Source organism: Nocardioides baekrokdamisoli, from assembly GCF_003945325.1.
GTDB classification, from domain to species: Bacteria; Actinomycetota; Actinomycetes; order Propionibacteriales; family Nocardioidaceae; genus Nocardioides; species Nocardioides baekrokdamisoli.
In genome coordinates this window covers 2,451,643-2,467,141 of sequence record NZ_AP019307.1, presented here as the reverse complement: position 1 = coordinate 2,467,141, position 15,499 = coordinate 2,451,643, and the positions used below count along the sequence as shown (strand labels likewise).

Genomic DNA, 15,499 nt, shown 5'->3' with positions numbered 1-15,499 from the left:
CATATCTCACACCCTTTTTGTTTCGAGTGGGAGACGACCCTCGGGGAGAGGGCTGACAATCGGCACGCCGGGGCGGTACGCGAGGTGGATGTGGGAGGGCGCGGCCAGCACCGCCAGGTCCGCGAGGGCTCCCGGGACGAGTACGCCGACGTCGTCGCGACGCAGCGCTCGAGCGCCACCAGCGGTCGCGGACCAGACCGCCTGCGCGGGAGTCATCCTCATGTCCCGTACGGCCACCGCGATGCAGAAGGGCATCGAACTGGTGTAGCACGAACCCGGGTTGCAGTCGCTTGCGAGCGCGACCGTGACCCCGGCGTCGAGGAAGCGGCGGGCGTCCGGATAGGGCTGCCGCGTGCTGAACTCGACGCCCGGCAGCAGAGTCGCCACCACACCGGCGTCGGCCAGGTTGCGCAGGTCGTCGTCGGTGGCGAATGTGCAATGGTCGGCGCTGGCCGCCCCGACCTCGCAGGCGACCTCAATGCCGGGCCCGTGACCCAACTGGTTGGCATGCATCCTGGGGAGCAGCCCCTTGGCGATGCCTGCCTTGAGGATCGTACGGGCCTGATCGGCATCGAAGGCGCCACGTTCGCAGAAGACGTCGATCCACTTCGCGTACGGCGCGGCGGCCTCGAGCATCGGACCGGTGACGGTCGCGACGTACTCCTCGGGCGTGGTGTCGGCAGGAACGACATGAGCACCCAGGAAGGTGGTCTCGGACGTGTGGCGCGCGGCGATCGCCAGACTCCGGGCCTCATCGCCGACGCTCAGCCCATATCCACTCTTGATCTCGACCGTGGTCGTGCCCTGGCGGCGCATCTCCGCGAGGAGGCGTACGAGGTTGGCCTCGAGTTGTTCATCGGTGGCGGCGCGGGTCGCCGCGACGGTGCTGCGGATCCCGCCGGCGGCGTACGCCTCCCCCGCCATCCGTGCCGCGAACTCTGGAGCCCGGTCGCCGGCGAAGACGAGATGGGCGTGCGAGTCGACGAAGCCGGGGATGACTGCGCGTCCACCGAGATCGTGCGCCGTGTCGGCGGCCGGTGCCGTTGCGGCTGGTCCGACCCAGGCGATCCGGCCGCCCTCGACCACCACCGCGGCATCGTGGATCAGGCCGAGCAGGGTGCCGTCGTGAGTCGGGTCGTTGGTGACCAGTTCGCCGACATTCGTGTAGACCTCAGCCACGGCGCACCTCTCGTACATCGGCCGCTGTCGCTGCGAACACGAAAGCCTCGGCGGAGGCGCCACAGTCGCGGGTACGAAGGGTGTCCAGGTCGATGGTGACGAGATCAGCCCGCTGACCCGGGGCGATCCGACCGGCGTCCTCGAACCCGAGCGAGGCGTGGCCGTCGACGGTCGCCACAGCAATCAGTTCGGCCGCAGACCAGTGGCCGCGCTGCTGGGTGGCGAGCCGTTCGTGCATCTCCACTGCCCGCATCTCCTCGAAGAGATCGATGACCGCGTGGCTGTCGGAGCCCAGCGTCAGCCGCGCCCCGGCTTCAGCCAGTCGGCGCGACGGACCGATGCCGTCGGCGAGGTCGCGTTCGGTGGTGGGACAGAAGTTCACGAACACGCGCGCCTCGCCGAGCATGCGGATGTCGGAGTCGGTCAGATGCGTCGCGTGCACCACCGTCGTCATCGGGCCGAGCGCGCCCGCTTCGGCGAGCACGTGCGTCGGCGTCATGCCGTACGCAGCCAAGCACTGCTCATTCTCGGTGACCTGCTCGGAGAGGTGCACGTGCAGCGGGCGGCCCTCGGCCACCTTCACCACCGTTGCCAACTGCTCCCGCGGGACCGCGCGTACGGAGTGGATCGCGACACCGACACGCGGATCGTCGAAGGCGGCGACCCGTTCGGCCCACCGGTCGGCATCGCCGTCGCTGAATCGGCGCTGCACCCCCTCCGGAGCCTGCCCGAAGCCCGATGAGACGTAGCAGGCGTCAAGCAGGCGGATCCGGATGCCGGCCTCATCGGCGGCCGCGAGCAGTGCGCGACCCATCTCGTTGGGGTCGTCGTACGGGGTGCCGCCGGGCTGGTGGTGCAGGTAGTGGAACTCACCGACCGCGGTGATCCCGGTCGCGCGCATCTCCTCGTAGACGCGGGTCGCGAGCCTGAAGTACTCGTCCGGAGTCAGCGTCGCCGCACGGGCGTACATCTGCTCGCGCCAGGTCCAGAAGCTGCCGCGCTCGGCCTGGGTGCGACCTCGAAGCGCTCGATGAAAGGCGTGCGAGTGACAGTTGGCGAAGCCAGCGACGGTCAGTCCGGGGACGGTTGTCGAGCTGCCGTCGCCGCCCGCTGCGACCGGGTCAACGGCCGTGATCACGCCGTCGGCCACCGTGACCGCCACGTCCGGCACCGAGACACCGTCGAGGATCGCGTGCTCCAGGACGAGCGCCGTCACGACGCCAACTCCTCGAGGACATCGGCCAGCGCCGTCACGCCAGCCAGGCAGTCCGCCATCTCGGCGTACTCGCCAGGCGCGTGGGAGACGCCGGTCGGATTGCGTACGAACAGCATCGCGGTGGGGATGCCCGCACCCGAGAGGATGCCTGCATCGTGCCCGGCCTGGGTGGGGATGATCGGGGCGTCGCCGAGAGCCCTCGCGAGCCGACGGGCCAAGGAGGCGTCGAAGGCCACCGACGGGGACACGGATTCGGGCGTCAACGTCAGCGCGGTCCCGTCGAGTTGGGACCGCGTACGACCCGCGTCCTCGATGTCGCTGACCAGATCGGCGAGCACGTCGTCGGACTCGGCCCGCGCATCGAGCCAGGCGGTGACTCGCGAAGGGACGGCGTTGGTGCCGTTCGGCACCGCCTCGATCCGGCCGAAGGTGGCCCTTTGCCCGCTGGCTCGAGCCTGCTCACCGGCCGCGAGCGCGGTCGCCGCGTACGCCAGCATCGGGTCATGCCGGTCCTCCATCCGCGTGGCGCCAGCATGGTTGGCCTCCCCGGTGAAGTCGAAACGGTAGCGACCGTGCGGCCAGATCTCGCTGGCCACGGCGACCGACCGGTCGCGATGAACGAGGTCCCTGCCCTGCTCGACGTGGAGTTCGACGAACGTGCCCACGCGGTCGAGCCATGCGGAGCGGCCCAGTGCGCCGGTCACGCCAGCCGCGGCCATCGCCTCGTCCAGACGGACCCCCTGACGATCAGTCAGAGCCGCCGCCTTCTCCGGGGCGAGTACGCCGGTGGCGAGGCGCGATCCGAGGCAAGCCAGCCCGAACCGGGAGCCCTCCTCCTCCGCGAACACCGACACACCGATCGGCCGACCCGGGCGTACGTCACGCTCACGCAGGACGTCGATCGCCGCAAGCGCCGAGACCACACCGAGCGGGCCGTCGTACGCACCGCCCTCGGTGACGCTGTCGAGGTGCGATCCGGTGACCACGGCGGGGCCGGCCGCGCCGACCGGCTCCCACCACGCGACGACGTTCCCGTTGCCGTCACTTTCGATCCGCAGATCCCGGGCGACGGCCGCCTCGAGGAACCAGTCCAGGCACTCGCGCTCGGCGGAGGCGAACGGGCTGCGCCGGTAGCCACCGGTCGACGCCCGGCCAACAGGCAGCAGCGCCCGCCACATCGCCTCGAAGTCCATGCTCACCAGTTCAGCCACTTTCGTCGTCGGCCGCCACTACGTGACCGGCATCACAGTCTCGGATACGAGATTTCAGTGCTCGAGCATCGGGATGCGTACGCCCCGCTCTGCAGCAACCTCGGCCGCGGACTCGTACCCCGCGTCGACGTGCCGGATGACGCCCATGCCGGGGTCATTCGTGAGGACGCGTTCGATCTTCTGCGCCGCCAGGTCGGTGCCGTCCGCCACGCAGACCTGACCCGCGTGGATGGACCGGCCCATGCCGACGCCGCCCCCGTGGTGGATCGAGACCCAGGTGGCTCCCGAGGAGGTCGCAGTCAGGGCATTGAGAAGCGGCCAGTCGGCAATCGCGTCCGAGCCGTCCTTCATCGCCTCCGTCTCGCGGTAGGGAGAGGCCACCGAGCCACAGTCGAGGTGGTCGCGTCCGATCACGATCGGCGCCTTCAGCTCACCGGTGCGCACCATCTCGTTGAACTTCAGCCCGGCCAGGTGGCGCTCGCCGTAACCCAACCAGCAGATTCGCGCCGGCAGCCCCTGGTAATGCACCTTCTCCTGCGCCATCCGGATCCACGTGTGCAGCCGCGCGTTGTCCGGGAAGAGCTCCAGGATCGCCTCATCGGTCTTCCTGATGTCCTCGGGGTCACCGGAGAGCGCCGCCCAACGGAAGGGACCCTTCCCCTCGCAGAACAGCGGACGGATGTAGGCCGGCACGAATCCCGGGAACTCGAACGCGCGGTCGTAGCCACCCTTGCGGGCCTCGTCGCGGATCGAGTTGCCGTAGTCGAAGACCTCGGCACCCTTGTCCTGGAACTCGACCATGGCGCGTACGTGCGCCGCCATCGACGCCTGTGCCTCCTGGGTGAACCCGACAGGGTCCGCGTCGGCGCGCTGGTGCCACTCCTCGAACGGGACACCGATCGGGAGGTAGCTCAGCGGGTCGTGCGCCGAGGTCTGATCGGTCACGATGTCGATCGGCGCGTCCATCTCGAGCAGTCGCGGGAAGACCTCGGCAGCGTTGCCCAGCAGGCCGATCGACAACGGGCGCTTCTCGTCTCGGGCAGCCGCCGCCAGCTCGAGCGCGTGCCCGAGATCCTCAGCCTGGACGTCGAGGTAGCGGTGCTCGATCCGACGCGTGATCCGGGACTGGTCGACGTCGACGCAGATCACGACGCCGTCGTTCATCGTGACGGCGAGCGGCTGCGCGCCGCCCATGCCGCCGAGTCCGGCGGTGAGCGTGATCGTGCCGGCGAGCGTGCCCCCGAACCTCTTGTCCGCGACCGCAGCAAAGGTCTCGAAGGTGCCCTGCAGGATCCCCTGCGTACCGATGTAGATCCACGACCCGGCGGTCATCTGGCCGTACATGGTCAGCCCGAGCTCCTCCAGCCGGCGGAACTCCTCCCAGTTGGCCCAGTCGCCCACGAGGTTGGAGTTGGCGATGAGTACGCGCGGCGCCCACTCGTTCGTCCGGAAGACGCCGACCGGCTTGCCGCTCTGGACGAGCATCGTCTCGTCGTCGGCCAGGGTCCGGAGCGTACGCACGAGGGCGTCGTAGGCCTCCCAGTTGCGGGCGGCCTTGCCGGTGCCGCCGTAGACCACGAGGTCCTCGGGGCGTTCGGCATTCTCGGGATCGAGGTTGTTCATCAGCATCCGCAGCGGCGCCTCGGTCTGCCAGCTGCGGGCTGTGAGCGTGGTGCCGGTGGCGGCACGGATCGGAAGGCGGGGGTTGCTCTTCGCGTCGTTGCTCTTCGCGTCGTTGGTCATCGCAGTGCTCCAATCGTGTCTTCGGCGGCGGTGAGTACGGCACCGGAGCGAACCAGCTCCACGGCCCGCTCGATCTCGGGCGACAACCACCGGTCGGGTCCGGGCGTGCCGACGTCGTGGGCGCTCAGCAGCGCGATCACCGCGGCACTCGCGGGCGACGGCTCCAGCGGTGCGCGCAACTGCAGCGCGCGGGCCGCGGTCATGACCTCCACGGCCAGCACCCGGGTCAGGCCGTCGATCGAGCGGCGAAGCTTGCGGGCCGAGGACCAGCCCATCGAGACGTGGTCCTCCTGCATCGCCGACGAAGGGATGGAGTCGACGGATGCAGGAGAAGCGAGGCGCTTGAGCTCGGAGACGATCGCAGCCTGGGTGTACTGCGCGATCATCAGACCGCTGTCCACGCCGGGGTCATCGGCGAGGAACGGCGGGAGCCCGTGGTTGCGAGCTTTGTCGAGGAAGCGGTCGGTACGCCGTTCCGAGATCGAGGCGACATCGGCGGCTGCGATCGCCGCGAAGTCGAGGACATACGCCACCGGGGCGCCGTGGAAGTTGCCGTTCGACTCGACCCGCCCGTCGCGCAGCACGACTGGGTTGTCGACCGCGCTGGCGAGCTCACGCCCGGCGACCGTCGCACAGTGCGCGAACGTGTCGCGAGCGGCACCGTGCACCTGGGGGCTGCAGCGCAGCGAGTACGCGTCCTGCACCCGGTTGCAGTCGGGTCCACGGTGTGAAGCCACGACGCCGGAGTCGGCGAGCAGGGCGGTCAGGTTGGCGGCCGAGTCGGCCTGGCCCGGGTGCGGGCGCAGCGCCTGCAACTCGGCAGCGAAGACCCGGTCGGTCCCGAGCTGACCCTCGACGGACATCGCAGCGGCGATGTCGGCGGTCTTCATCAACCGGTCGAGATCGGTCAGCGCGAGGACGAGTTGACCGAGCATCCCGTCGGTGCCGTTGATGAGCGCCAGACCTTCCTTGGCGCCCAACTCGACCGGCGCCAGTCCCGCCGCTTCCAGAGCCTCGGCGGCCGGCATCTCGATGCCGTTGGCGTCGCGGACAGTGCCCTCGCCCATCGCCGCCAACGCGCAATGCGCCAACGGCGCGAGGTCGCCGGAGCAGCCGAGTGAGCCGTACTCACGCACGATCGGGGTGATGTGGTGGGTGAGCATCGCGGCGTACAACTCGGCCGTCTCCGGGCGGATCCCGGTGTTGCCGGTCGCCAGGGTCGACAGGCGCAGCAGCATCAGACCGCGTACGACCTCGGTCTCCACCTCGGGACCCGACCCGGCGGCGTGGGAACGGACCAACGACTTCTGCAGCTGCGCCCGCATCTCGGCCGGAATGTGTCGGGTGGCGAGGGCGCCGAACCCCGTCGAGACGCCGTACGCCGGCGTCGGGGCGGCTGCAAGCTCCTCGACCACAGCCCGTCCGGCCTCGATCGCAGTCAGGGCACCGCTCGAGAGGTGCACGCCGGCACCGTCGCGGGCCACGGCGACGAGTTCCTCGAAGGAGACGGGACCGGTGCCGACTTCGACGGAGGTAGGAGATGCCATGTGTCCATCGTCACTCCGAGATCTGACGTCGGCTATGGCCGGAAACGCTCATCTGTCTCGGATTCGAGACTCACGAGTAGGGTTCAGCCATGAGCCAGGTACCAGCCGCAACCCGGGCGCTGCGAGTGCTGCGCTTCCTGGCGACGCAACCCAATCCGGTCCCGCTGGACCGCATCGCACGAGCGCTCGAGATCCCCCGCTCCAGCGCGTACCACCTGCTCAACGCGATGATCGTCGAAGGCTTCGTCATCCATCTGGCCGACGAGAACTGTTACGGCATCGGCGTCGCCGCGTACGAGGTCGGCACCGGCTATGCACGACAGGCGCCGCTCCAGCGGATCGCACGTCGCCCACTCGCCAACCTGGTCGACCGGATCGGCCAGTCGGCTCACCTCGCCGTCCCGCACGGACGCGACGTGCTGTACGTCCTGGAGGAGCGGGCACCGGGTCGCCCGCCGTTGGTCACCGACGTGGGCGTACGCCTTCCGGCGCACCTCACCGCGAGTGGGCGAGCGATCCTCGCAGCGATGCCGGCCGAGCAGGTGCGCGCCCTGTTCCCCGACCGCGACGCGTTCGTCCAGCGCCACGGCACCGGCCCGGCGTCGTTGACCGAACTGCGCAGCGAACTCGTCGACACCCGCAGACGCGGCTACGCCGTCGAGAACGGCGAGGTCACCCCGGGTTTCGCCTCCGTCGCCGCGGCGGTCCTCGACCACAACCGACTGCCGGTCGCCGCCGTTGCCGTCACCTATCTGGCTGAAGCCCTGGCGATCGAGCCGCTGGTCGCCGCCGTCAGCGAGACGGCGCAGCACCTGGGTCAGCGCCTGCTGGGCGCGAAGCGTGCCTGAGGGTTCCCAGCCAATCTTCCGAACGTTCGGAAGGACAGTCGGTCAGCCTTCCGAACGTTCGGAAGGACAATCGATCAGCCATCCGAACGTTCGGAAGATTGACGACCGGGCACCAAAAGGGGCACCGGACCCAGTCCGGTGCCCCTTTTGAGAAAGACGTGTCAGGCGATGCCCTCGTAGACGGCAAGCTTCTCAACGGCTGCCACGAACTTGGCTACGACGTCGGCCTCCGCGGCCGGGTCCGAGCCCCAGGCGTACGCGTGTGCGACGTCGACGTCCTCCAGGACCGCCGCGCCGGCAATCCCTGCCGACTTCTTGGTGTTCGCGAGCGCCCAGGCGCCGCCGAACTGTCCAACCGACGTACCGACCACAGCAGTCGGCTTGCCCTTGATCGAGCCGGCGCCGTATGGGCGCGAAGCCCAGTCGATCGCGTTCGCGATCACGGCGGGCGTCGAACCGTTGTACTCCGGGGTGACGATCAGCAGGCGGTCGGCCTTGGCGACCTGCTCACGCAACGCGGCAGCAGCGGCCGGCACGTTCTCGCCGTCCAGCTCCTCGTTGTAGAACGGGATCTCGTGAAGACCCTCAGCGATCTCGACGGTGACGCCGGCCGGAGCCTGGGCCTGGATCGCCTCGACGATCTTGCGGTTGTGCGAGTCGGCGCGGAGGCTGCCTACGAGAGCGAGTACGCGGGTGTCAGTCATGTTGGTTGAACAAGCAACAACCGCGATAATCTTCCCAACCGACATGTGACCTACGCCACACCTCCCGACGGACGCCCGATCTCGAACCGCACGAACGGTCCGTGCTCGTCGTCGCCGGTGCCGACCTCAACGAACCCCACTCGCTCCAGCACTCGCCGTGAGGACACATTGGCCGGATCGATGATCGCGACCACGCGATCATCCGGATAGGCCTCCCAGGCCCACGCCACGGCGGCCCGCGCCGCCTCGGTGGCGTACCCCGATCCCCACGCCGTCGGGTGCAGCACGTACCCCAGATCGAGGTCGGTGCCACTGCGGAAGACCATCACCTCGCCGATCGCCGAACCATCGAGGCGCTCGATCACCCACTGGCCGCCGTCGTACGTCCCGACCTTCGCCGCGACCTCGGCGCGCGTCCGCGGGGCGTACGGCAAGTAGGTGCAGACGTCCGGCAGGGACTGCCAGGACAACAGCGCCTCGACGTCGTCCATCGTGGTCGGACGCAGGATCAACCGGTCAGTGCGCAGCATCTGCCGATGTCACTTCTGGTGTCGCCAGAGACCGAACGTCAAACCGTCCACGAGCGCCTCGAAGGACGCCTGAATGACGTTCTCGCCCACGCCGACAGTGACCCAGGAGGTGTCGCCATCCGTTGTCTCGATGAGAACGCGCGTCTTGGCGTCAGTGCCGTGACCGTCGTCGTACAGCCGGACCTTGTAGTCGGTGAGTTCGAACTCGGCGACGGCCGGGAACGCCCGTGCGATCGCCCGACGCAGCGCCGAGTCCAGCGCGTTCACCGGACCATTGCCTTCGCCGGTGACGACATACCGCTGACCGCCGGCATGCACCTTGACGGTCGCCTCGGTCTCCTCACCCACGGCGCGCGACTCGGAGATGACCCGCCACGACTCGACCGTGAAGAACGACGGCCGGGTGCCCTCGACCTCCTCCAGCAGCATCAACTCGAACGACGCATCGGCCGCCTCGAAGGTGTAGCCGCGGGCCTCCATCTCCTTGACCTTCGCCGTCACGCGCGCGACGGTCTGCGGATGCTCAGCGAGGTCGTAGCCCAGCTCGCGACCCTTGAGCTCGATCGACGCCTTGCCGGCCATGTCGGAGACCAGCAACCGCATGTCATTGCCGACCTCGATCGGGTCCATGTGCTGGTAGAGCATCGGGTCGACCTTGATCGCCGAGGCGTGCAGACCTGCCTTGTGAGCGAACGCCGACGAACCCACGTACGGCTGACGCGATGCCGGCGGCACATTCGTGACCTCGGCGATGGCGTGCGCCGTACGCGTCGCCTCACGCAGCAGCCCCGCAGGGAGCACGTCGCGGCCGAGCTTCAGTTCGAGGTTCGCGACCACGGCGATCAGATCCGCGTTCCCGGTGCGCTCGCCGTAGCCGTTGATGGTTCCCTGGACATGGGTCGCCCCGGCGTCCACGGCCGCCAGCGTGTTGGCGACCGCACAGCCGGTGTCGTTGTGGCAGTGGATGCCGACGCGTACGCCGGTTGACTCGATCACGTCGTTGACGACGTCCTGGATCCAGCCCGGAAGCATGCCGCCGTTGGTGTCGCACAGCGCGGCAATCTCCGCACCGGCCTCGAACGCCGTCGAAAGCACTTCCAGCGCGTACGCCCGGTTGTCGCGGTAGCCGTCGAAGAAGTGCTCCGCGTCGAGGAACACCCGCTGGCCCTCCGCACGCAGGTGGCTCACGGTGTCACGGACCATCGCGAGGTTCTCCTCCAGCGTGGTCCGGAGCGCGAGCTCGACGTGCCGGTCGTGCGACTTCGCGACCAGGGTCACGACACCGGCGCCGCTGTCACGCAACGCGGCGACCAGCGGGTCATCCGCTGCCTTGACCCCGGCCCGACGAGTCGCTCCGAAGGCGGCAAGCTGTGCGTGCTGGAGTTGGAGCTCCTGCTGGGCGCGGCGGAAGAACTCGGTGTCCTTGGGGTTCGCGCCCGGCCAACCGCCTTCGATGAATCCCACCCCGAGCCCGTCGAGGTGGCGCGCAATGGCGAGCTTGTCCGCGACGGTGAGGTTCAAGCCCTCCTGCTGCGCGCCGTCGCGCAGGGTGGTGTCGTAGACGTGGAAGTTGTCCATGGATCTCTTCAGCTCGGTTCTTGGTCGGGGCACAAAAAAACCTCTCGCGGGTACGAGAGGTGGCGCGCTGTGTCGTGCTCAGTCAGCAGGACGCAACGCGCTTGTTAATGATGATCGAGATCGCCATGCGAGCCACTCTAGCCGATCCACGGGTCGGCTTCAGCGGCGGAGGAACGGCACGTGCCAGCCGACAGGCCACGGTACGTACGACGGGCCGCGGTAGTCGGCCACGAGGAGCAGACCGATCGCGGCCGCGAAGACGACGGCCAGCAGGGCGAACCACGGCTGCCAGCGAGCGTTGGCGGACCGCGTCATCGCGCGCAGCGGAGTGCGTACGCCGGCCGCTCCAGGACCGATGGCCAGCGTCAGAGCCGCCACCAACCCGCCGACGGTCAGCGCCCACCTGATCGGGACGGCGAGCGAGTAGCAAACGAGAGCCTCTGCGATCACGACGCCGCTGGCCCACGCCACCAGACCCAACGTCTTGGGGAGCGTGGCCACCATGTCCACCGGCGCCCCGAGCACCATCCGCGGCCCGTCCCACCATCGGTGACCACGCGCCGCACGTGCCTGCGCGCGGACGTACGAGCCGCGCCAGGCGCCGCGAAGCACCACCGTGGCAACGACAAGGACGAGGCCGGTCAGGACGGGAAATGCGCCGGCGGCGGCGCCGATGAGAGCGACCAGGGCGAGGCCGAGCACGAGGACACGGAACCCGGTGCCGCCTGCATAGGTGGTCGGCGGTGGGCCTTCGGGCAGGGGCACCGCAGCCGGGTGGACGACCGGCCCGACCGACATCACAGCGGTCTGAGGGGCCGCTACCGGGAGCGGACCGGTCGGGTCACGGAGCCAGTTGCGGATCGCATTCAGCGTCGGGCGCCGGAGCGGGTCCGGATCCAGGGCTCCGGTCAGCACAGCACGCAGTGGCTGGGCGACCCCGTCGAGGTCCGCCTCGCCGGCGCGCGTACGCGTGAGCACCACTGAGGCGTCTCCCCCGCCGAACGGCGGCCGACCGGTCGCCGCGAACAGAACCGTCGCGGCCCACGAGTGCACATCGGTGGCGGGAGTGGCGTCCTCGCCGGACAGGATCTCCGGCGGGAGGTAGCCAGGCGTGCCGAGCAGCAGACCGACCTGGGTGAGTCGCGGATCGGCATCCGAGCGGGCCAGGCCGAAGTCGATCAGGACCGGGTTGCGGCCCTCCATCACGACGTTCGAAGGCTTCACGTCGCGGTGCAGGATGCCGACCGCGTGACAGGCCGCGATCCCCTCGGCCAGCCCTCCGGCCAGTTGGTAGAGATCGTCGCCGCGCAGCGGGCCGCGGTCGACCACGTGATCGTGCAGCGGCTGCCCGGGGACGTACCGGGTTGCGACGTAGGCGACCTTGCCCCACGGATCGGCGTCGACGATCTCGGCAACCCAGGGCGACCGGATCCGCGACAGGGTCGCGACCTCCCGAGCCAGGCGCTGGCGTCCTTCGTCGTCCCCGACGACGTTCGTACGCAGGATCTTGAGCGAGAGCCGCTCCCCGGTGGAGTCGCGGCGGGCGAGGTAGACGACACCCATGCCGCCCTCGCCGAGCGGTGAGACCACGGTGTAGCCCGGCACTGGTGGGACTGCCGGGCCTGCGGAGGCGCGCGGCACCGTCACACGGGTCGTCGGCACGCTCTCCACGCCGTCGAGCGTAATGCGCTCCGGGCCCAGATCACTGGACCCTGAGGTCGGCCGACCGCCGTGGTCAGACGAGGCGGCGGGTCCAGCCGAAGGAGTCGACAGCGCGACCGAACTGGATGTCGACGAGTGCCTTGCGCAGGGCGGTCGTCACCGGACCCTGCTCGGTCTTCACCGAACCGCCGTCCCACACCAACTCTCCGACCGGCGTCACCACGGCGGCCGTGCCGCAGGCGAAGATCTCGGTGATCTCACCGGAGGAGACACCGTCGCGCCACTCGTCGATCGAGATCGGACGCTCCTGGACCTCGTGGCCGGCAGCGCGCGCAGCCTCGATGAGGCTGGCGCGGGTGATGCCCTCGAGGATCGTCCCGCTCGTCTCCGGGGTGGCCAGATGACCGTCCTTGAAGACGAAGAAGATGTTCATCCCGCCGAGCTCTTCGATCCACTTGGCTTCCGGGACGTCGAGGAACACGACCTGGTCGCAGCCCTTGGCGTACGCCTCCTGCTGGGCGACCAGGGACGAGGCGTAGTTGCCACCGGTCTTGGCAGCACCCATGCCGCCGCGACCCGCACGGGTGTAGTCCGAGGACAGCCAGAGCTTGACCGGCTTCACGCCGCCCTTGAAGTACGCACCGGCAGGCGATGCGATCACCATGAAGGTGACGTGCTGGCTGGCGCGGACGCCGAGGAACGTCTCGGAGGCGAACATGAACGGACGCAGGTAGAGCGACTTCTCGTCACCCTCGGACGCCATCGGCACCCAACGCTCGTCGGCCTTTACCAGCGCCTCGACGGCGGCGAGGAAGTCCTCGTCGGACAGCTCCGGGAACGCCAGGCGTCGCGAGGAACGCGCCAGTCGCTGCGCGTTCTTCTCCGGTCGGAAACCCCAGATGGTGCCGTCCTCGTGGCGGTACGCCTTCAGCCCCTCGAACGTCTCCTGGGCGTAGTGCAGCACGGCGGTCGCCGGGTCCAGCGAGAGCGGACCGTACGGCTCCACCCGGGCGTTGTGCCAGCCGGCGTCCGGCGTCCACTCGACCAGGAACATGTGGTCGGTGAAGTGCACGCCGAAGCCCGGGTCCGCCAGGATCTCGGCCAACTTCTCGTCGCTGACCGGGTTCGGGTTCTGGGTGACCACGATGTTCATCGGCGCAGTGTCCATGGGGTCCAGCCTGTCAGATGAGGGAAGTACTAGATCAAAGACGTGATCGCGTCACCGATTTCGGCCGTCGATCGCGTACCGGTGCGGGTCTCGAGGTCCTTGAGGACCGCAGCGTCGATCCTGGCGGCCGCATCGGAGTAACCGAGGTGGTCGAGCAGGAGGGCGGCCGACAGGATCGCTGCGGTCGGGTCAGCCTTCTGCTGACCGGCGATGTCCGGGGCCGAGCCGTGCACCGGCTCGAACATCGACGGCGTGGTGCGGTCCGGGTTCACGTTGCCCGACGCCGCGAGGCCGATGCCGCCGGTGATGGCAGCCGCCAGGTCGGTGATGATGTCACCGAAGATGTTGTCGGTGACGATCACGTCGAAGCGCGCCGGGTCGGTGACCATGAAGATCATCACGGCATCGATGTGCAGGTAGTCGACCGTGACCTCGGGGAACTCCTTGGCCACCTCCTGCACGATGCGCCACCAGACGCCGCCGGCGTTGACCAGGACGTTGGTCTTGTGGACCAGGGTGAGCAACTTGGCTGGACGACGCTGGGCGCGGTTGAACGCGTCGCGTACGACCCGCTCCACACCGAACGCAGTGTTGATCGAGACCTCAGTGGCGACCTCGTGCGGCGTACCGACGCGCATCGCACCGCCGTTGCCGGTGTAGAGACCCTCGGTGCCCTCACGGACGACGACGAAGTCGATCTCGCCCTTGCCGAGGACGGCGTCCGAGAGCGGCGAGACCGCGCCCGGGAAGAGCTTACTCGGGCGCAGGTTCACGTAGTGGTCGAGCTCGAAGCGAAGCTTGAGCAGCAGCCCGCGCTCGAGGATGCCCGGGGGCAGGTTCGGGTCGTTCGGCTTGCCGCCGACCGCGCCGAGCATGATCGCGTCCTGCGTACGAACCTCGTCCAGGACACTCTGCGGGAGCACCTCACCGGTGCGCAGGTAGCGCTCCGCGCCGAGGTCGTACGTCGTCTTCTCGAACTGGACCGGGGACGCAGCCTCGAGCACCTTGAGTGCTTCGGCGGTCACCTCCGGGCCAATGCCGTCGCCGGGGATGACAGCAAGCTTGTGGGTGGTCATGGGACGCAAGATTAGTTGTCGTCCGGGCGCACATCGGCCGCGTCCCAATGGGCGTCGGGGTCGTACTCGGCGTGCGGTCCCCAGTCGGTGCGGGAGTCGGTGCGGTGCTTGTCGGAAGCGTGGGTGAGCGTGTTGGGCATCGGATCGTCCTTGGCTTGTCTCTGAGGTGAGAAGCCAGCGAGTTCGTGGGACGAACCATGGGGCGTTCGGGAACGCCAGACCACCGCGACGGGGGTGGCCTCTCGGAATCAGTTCCGGGCCCCGCCGCGGCCGCTTACTACGAGAAGCACGGCGCGCATATCAGGAATGGTACGGCTCAATCCTCAGAGCCGCCACCGTCGTGTGCGGATACAGCGGAGGACTGCTCCACAGATCAGGCGCGGGTGGCGATCAGGACCGAGGCGTCGGCGGCGATCATGATCTCCGCGGCCGTCCAGCGTTCGTCGGTGAGCCATGCCTCGCGGATCGGGTCGACCCGTCCGTACGACATTGGCGGCCAGGACTCCGACGGCGCCAGGTCGTCGACGACGACCAGTCCCCCGCACTCGACTAGGTCGGCGATGGTGTCGAGGCCTAGTGCTGCCGGCGCGTCGGCGTCGAGGAAGAGCAGCGTGTATGGACCCTTGTGGGTCAGTTCCTCCCAGTCAGCGGTGAGGACGTCGACCAGCGGATCGTCCTCGAAGATCTCGGCTGCAGCATGCGCAAGCCTCGGGTCTCGCTCGGCGGTGACGATCCTGGACTTCTCGTGACGGATGCCTGACCGGAGCCACGCCGTACCGACGCCCGTACCCGTGCCGAACTCCGCCATGAGACCCTCTCGAGTCGCCGCGAGGGTCGCCAGAAGGCGTCCGGTCTCGTTGCGGCAGAACGACACGTATCCCGCCCGGCGCGAGACGTCGAACGCCCGCGCGACGATCTCGGGGACTACTGGCGGCGCGCTCACAGTCTCACTATCGCTGAGGTTCCTGCGACCCCGTCGGACGGTCCGCCATGTGGGTGCGGTCTGTCACGTCCCCCGAAAAGGTGAGACGCCTGTG

General features: G+C 68.9%; 14 protein-coding genes. 1 reads left to right on the top strand and 13 read right to left on the bottom strand.

Going from position 1 to position 15,499, the window contains the following annotated elements:
* Positions 1–6: 6 nt before the first annotated feature.
* From hutI to hutH, 5 genes are all read right to left on the bottom strand, one after another.
* The gene (gene hutI / locus KCTC_RS12055) at positions 7–1,179 is read right to left on the bottom strand and encodes an imidazolonepropionase (protein ID WP_197715193.1); all 1,173 of its coding nucleotides are present in this window, start codon (positions 1,177–1,179) and stop codon (positions 7–9) included.
* Positions 1,172–2,395, bottom strand: a complete 1,224-nt coding sequence (locus KCTC_RS12050; protein ID WP_125569489.1) for a formimidoylglutamate deiminase — start codon at positions 2,393–2,395, stop codon at positions 1,172–1,174. The genes hutI and KCTC_RS12050 overlap by 8 nt, the downstream gene beginning before the upstream one ends.
* Positions 2,392–3,588 carry an allantoate amidohydrolase gene (locus KCTC_RS12045; protein WP_125570158.1) on the bottom strand — a complete coding sequence of 399 codons (1,197 nt, stop codon included), beginning with the start codon at positions 3,586–3,588 and terminating at the stop codon, positions 2,392–2,394. Before KCTC_RS12045 ends, KCTC_RS12050 begins: the two co-directional genes overlap by 4 nt.
* 72 nt (positions 3,589–3,660) lie before the next feature.
* Positions 3,661–5,349, bottom strand: a complete 1,689-nt coding sequence (gene hutU, locus KCTC_RS12040) for a urocanate hydratase (protein ID WP_125569488.1) — start codon at positions 5,347–5,349, stop codon at positions 3,661–3,663.
* Entirely contained in the window at positions 5,346–6,896 is a 1,551-nt protein-coding gene (hutH, locus tag KCTC_RS12035; RefSeq protein ID WP_125569487.1) for a histidine ammonia-lyase, read from the bottom strand. Before hutH ends, hutU begins: the two co-directional genes overlap by 4 nt.
* An 89-nt stretch (positions 6,897–6,985) precedes the next feature.
* Here hutH and KCTC_RS12030 point away from each other — a divergent pair, with 89 nt between their 5' ends.
* Positions 6,986–7,744 carry an IclR family transcriptional regulator gene (locus tag KCTC_RS12030; protein ID WP_125569486.1) on the top strand — a complete coding sequence of 253 codons (759 nt, stop codon included), beginning with the start codon at positions 6,986–6,988 and terminating at the stop codon, positions 7,742–7,744.
* A gap of 161 nt (positions 7,745–7,905) precedes the next feature.
* On the opposite strand, the gene KCTC_RS12025 is transcribed toward KCTC_RS12030, so the two are convergent.
* The 8 genes from KCTC_RS12025 to KCTC_RS11995 all read right to left on the bottom strand — a co-directional run bounded on the left by KCTC_RS12025 (position 7,906) and on the right by KCTC_RS11995 (position 15,405).
* On the bottom strand, positions 7,906–8,448 hold the full coding sequence (locus tag KCTC_RS12025) for an NADPH-dependent FMN reductase (protein ID WP_125569485.1): 543 nt from the start codon (positions 8,446–8,448) through the stop codon (positions 7,906–7,908).
* A gap of 50 nt (positions 8,449–8,498) precedes the next feature.
* Positions 8,499–8,978 carry a GNAT family N-acetyltransferase gene (locus KCTC_RS12020; protein ID WP_125569484.1) on the bottom strand — a complete coding sequence of 160 codons (480 nt, stop codon included), beginning with the start codon at positions 8,976–8,978 and terminating at the stop codon, positions 8,499–8,501.
* Positions 8,979–8,987: 9 nt separating this feature from the next.
* Entirely contained in the window at positions 8,988–10,556 is a 1,569-nt protein-coding gene (gene cimA, locus KCTC_RS12015; RefSeq protein WP_125569483.1) for a citramalate synthase, read from the bottom strand.
* Between the two features lie 159 nt (positions 10,557–10,715).
* The gene (locus KCTC_RS12010) at positions 10,716–12,227 is read right to left on the bottom strand and encodes a serine/threonine-protein kinase (protein ID WP_125569482.1); all 1,512 of its coding nucleotides are present in this window, start codon (positions 12,225–12,227) and stop codon (positions 10,716–10,718) included.
* Between the two features lie 64 nt (positions 12,228–12,291).
* Positions 12,292–13,386, bottom strand: coding sequence for a branched-chain amino acid aminotransferase (locus KCTC_RS12005; protein WP_125569481.1), 1,095 nt, complete (start codon positions 13,384–13,386; stop codon positions 12,292–12,294).
* A 29-nt stretch (positions 13,387–13,415) separates the two neighbouring features.
* A complete protein-coding gene (locus KCTC_RS12000) occupies positions 13,416–14,462 on the bottom strand; it encodes a 3-isopropylmalate dehydrogenase (protein ID WP_125569480.1) in 1,047 nt (348 codons plus the stop codon).
* Positions 14,463–14,473: 11 nt separating this feature from the next.
* Complete coding sequence (locus KCTC_RS15180; protein WP_269461427.1) at positions 14,474–14,602, bottom strand: hypothetical protein; 129 nt, start codon at positions 14,600–14,602, stop codon at positions 14,474–14,476.
* Between the two features lie 233 nt (positions 14,603–14,835).
* Positions 14,836–15,405 carry an O-methyltransferase gene (locus tag KCTC_RS11995; RefSeq protein WP_125569479.1) on the bottom strand — a complete coding sequence of 190 codons (570 nt, stop codon included), beginning with the start codon at positions 15,403–15,405 and terminating at the stop codon, positions 14,836–14,838.
* Positions 15,406–15,499 lie beyond the last annotated feature (94 nt).

Coding starts and splice junctions, on each gene's coding strand:
- KCTC_RS12020 (WP_125569484.1), bottom strand. CDS start 8,978: ATGCTGCGCACTGACCGGTTGATCCTGCGTCCGACCACGATGGACGAC.
- KCTC_RS12030 (WP_125569486.1), top strand. CDS start 6,986: ATGAGCCAGGTACCAGCCGCAACCCGGGCGCTGCGAGTGCTGCGCTTC.
- cimA (WP_125569483.1), bottom strand. CDS start 10,556: ATGGACAACTTCCACGTCTACGACACCACCCTGCGCGACGGCGCGCAG.
- KCTC_RS12025 (WP_125569485.1), bottom strand. CDS start 8,448: ATGACTGACACCCGCGTACTCGCTCTCGTAGGCAGCCTCCGCGCCGAC.
- KCTC_RS12000 (WP_125569480.1), bottom strand. CDS start 14,462: ATGACCACCCACAAGCTTGCTGTCATCCCCGGCGACGGCATTGGCCCG.
- hutU (WP_125569488.1), bottom strand. CDS start 5,349: ATGACCAACGACGCGAAGAGCAACGACGCGAAGAGCAACCCCCGCCTT.
- hutH (WP_125569487.1), bottom strand. CDS start 6,896: ATGGCATCTCCTACCTCCGTCGAAGTCGGCACCGGTCCCGTCTCCTTC.
- KCTC_RS15180 (WP_269461427.1), bottom strand. CDS start 14,602: ATGCCCAACACGCTCACCCACGCTTCCGACAAGCACCGCACCGACTCC.
- KCTC_RS12045 (WP_125570158.1), bottom strand. CDS start 3,588: ATGGACTTCGAGGCGATGTGGCGGGCGCTGCTGCCTGTTGGCCGGGCG.
- KCTC_RS12005 (WP_125569481.1), bottom strand. CDS start 13,386: ATGGACACTGCGCCGATGAACATCGTGGTCACCCAGAACCCGAACCCG.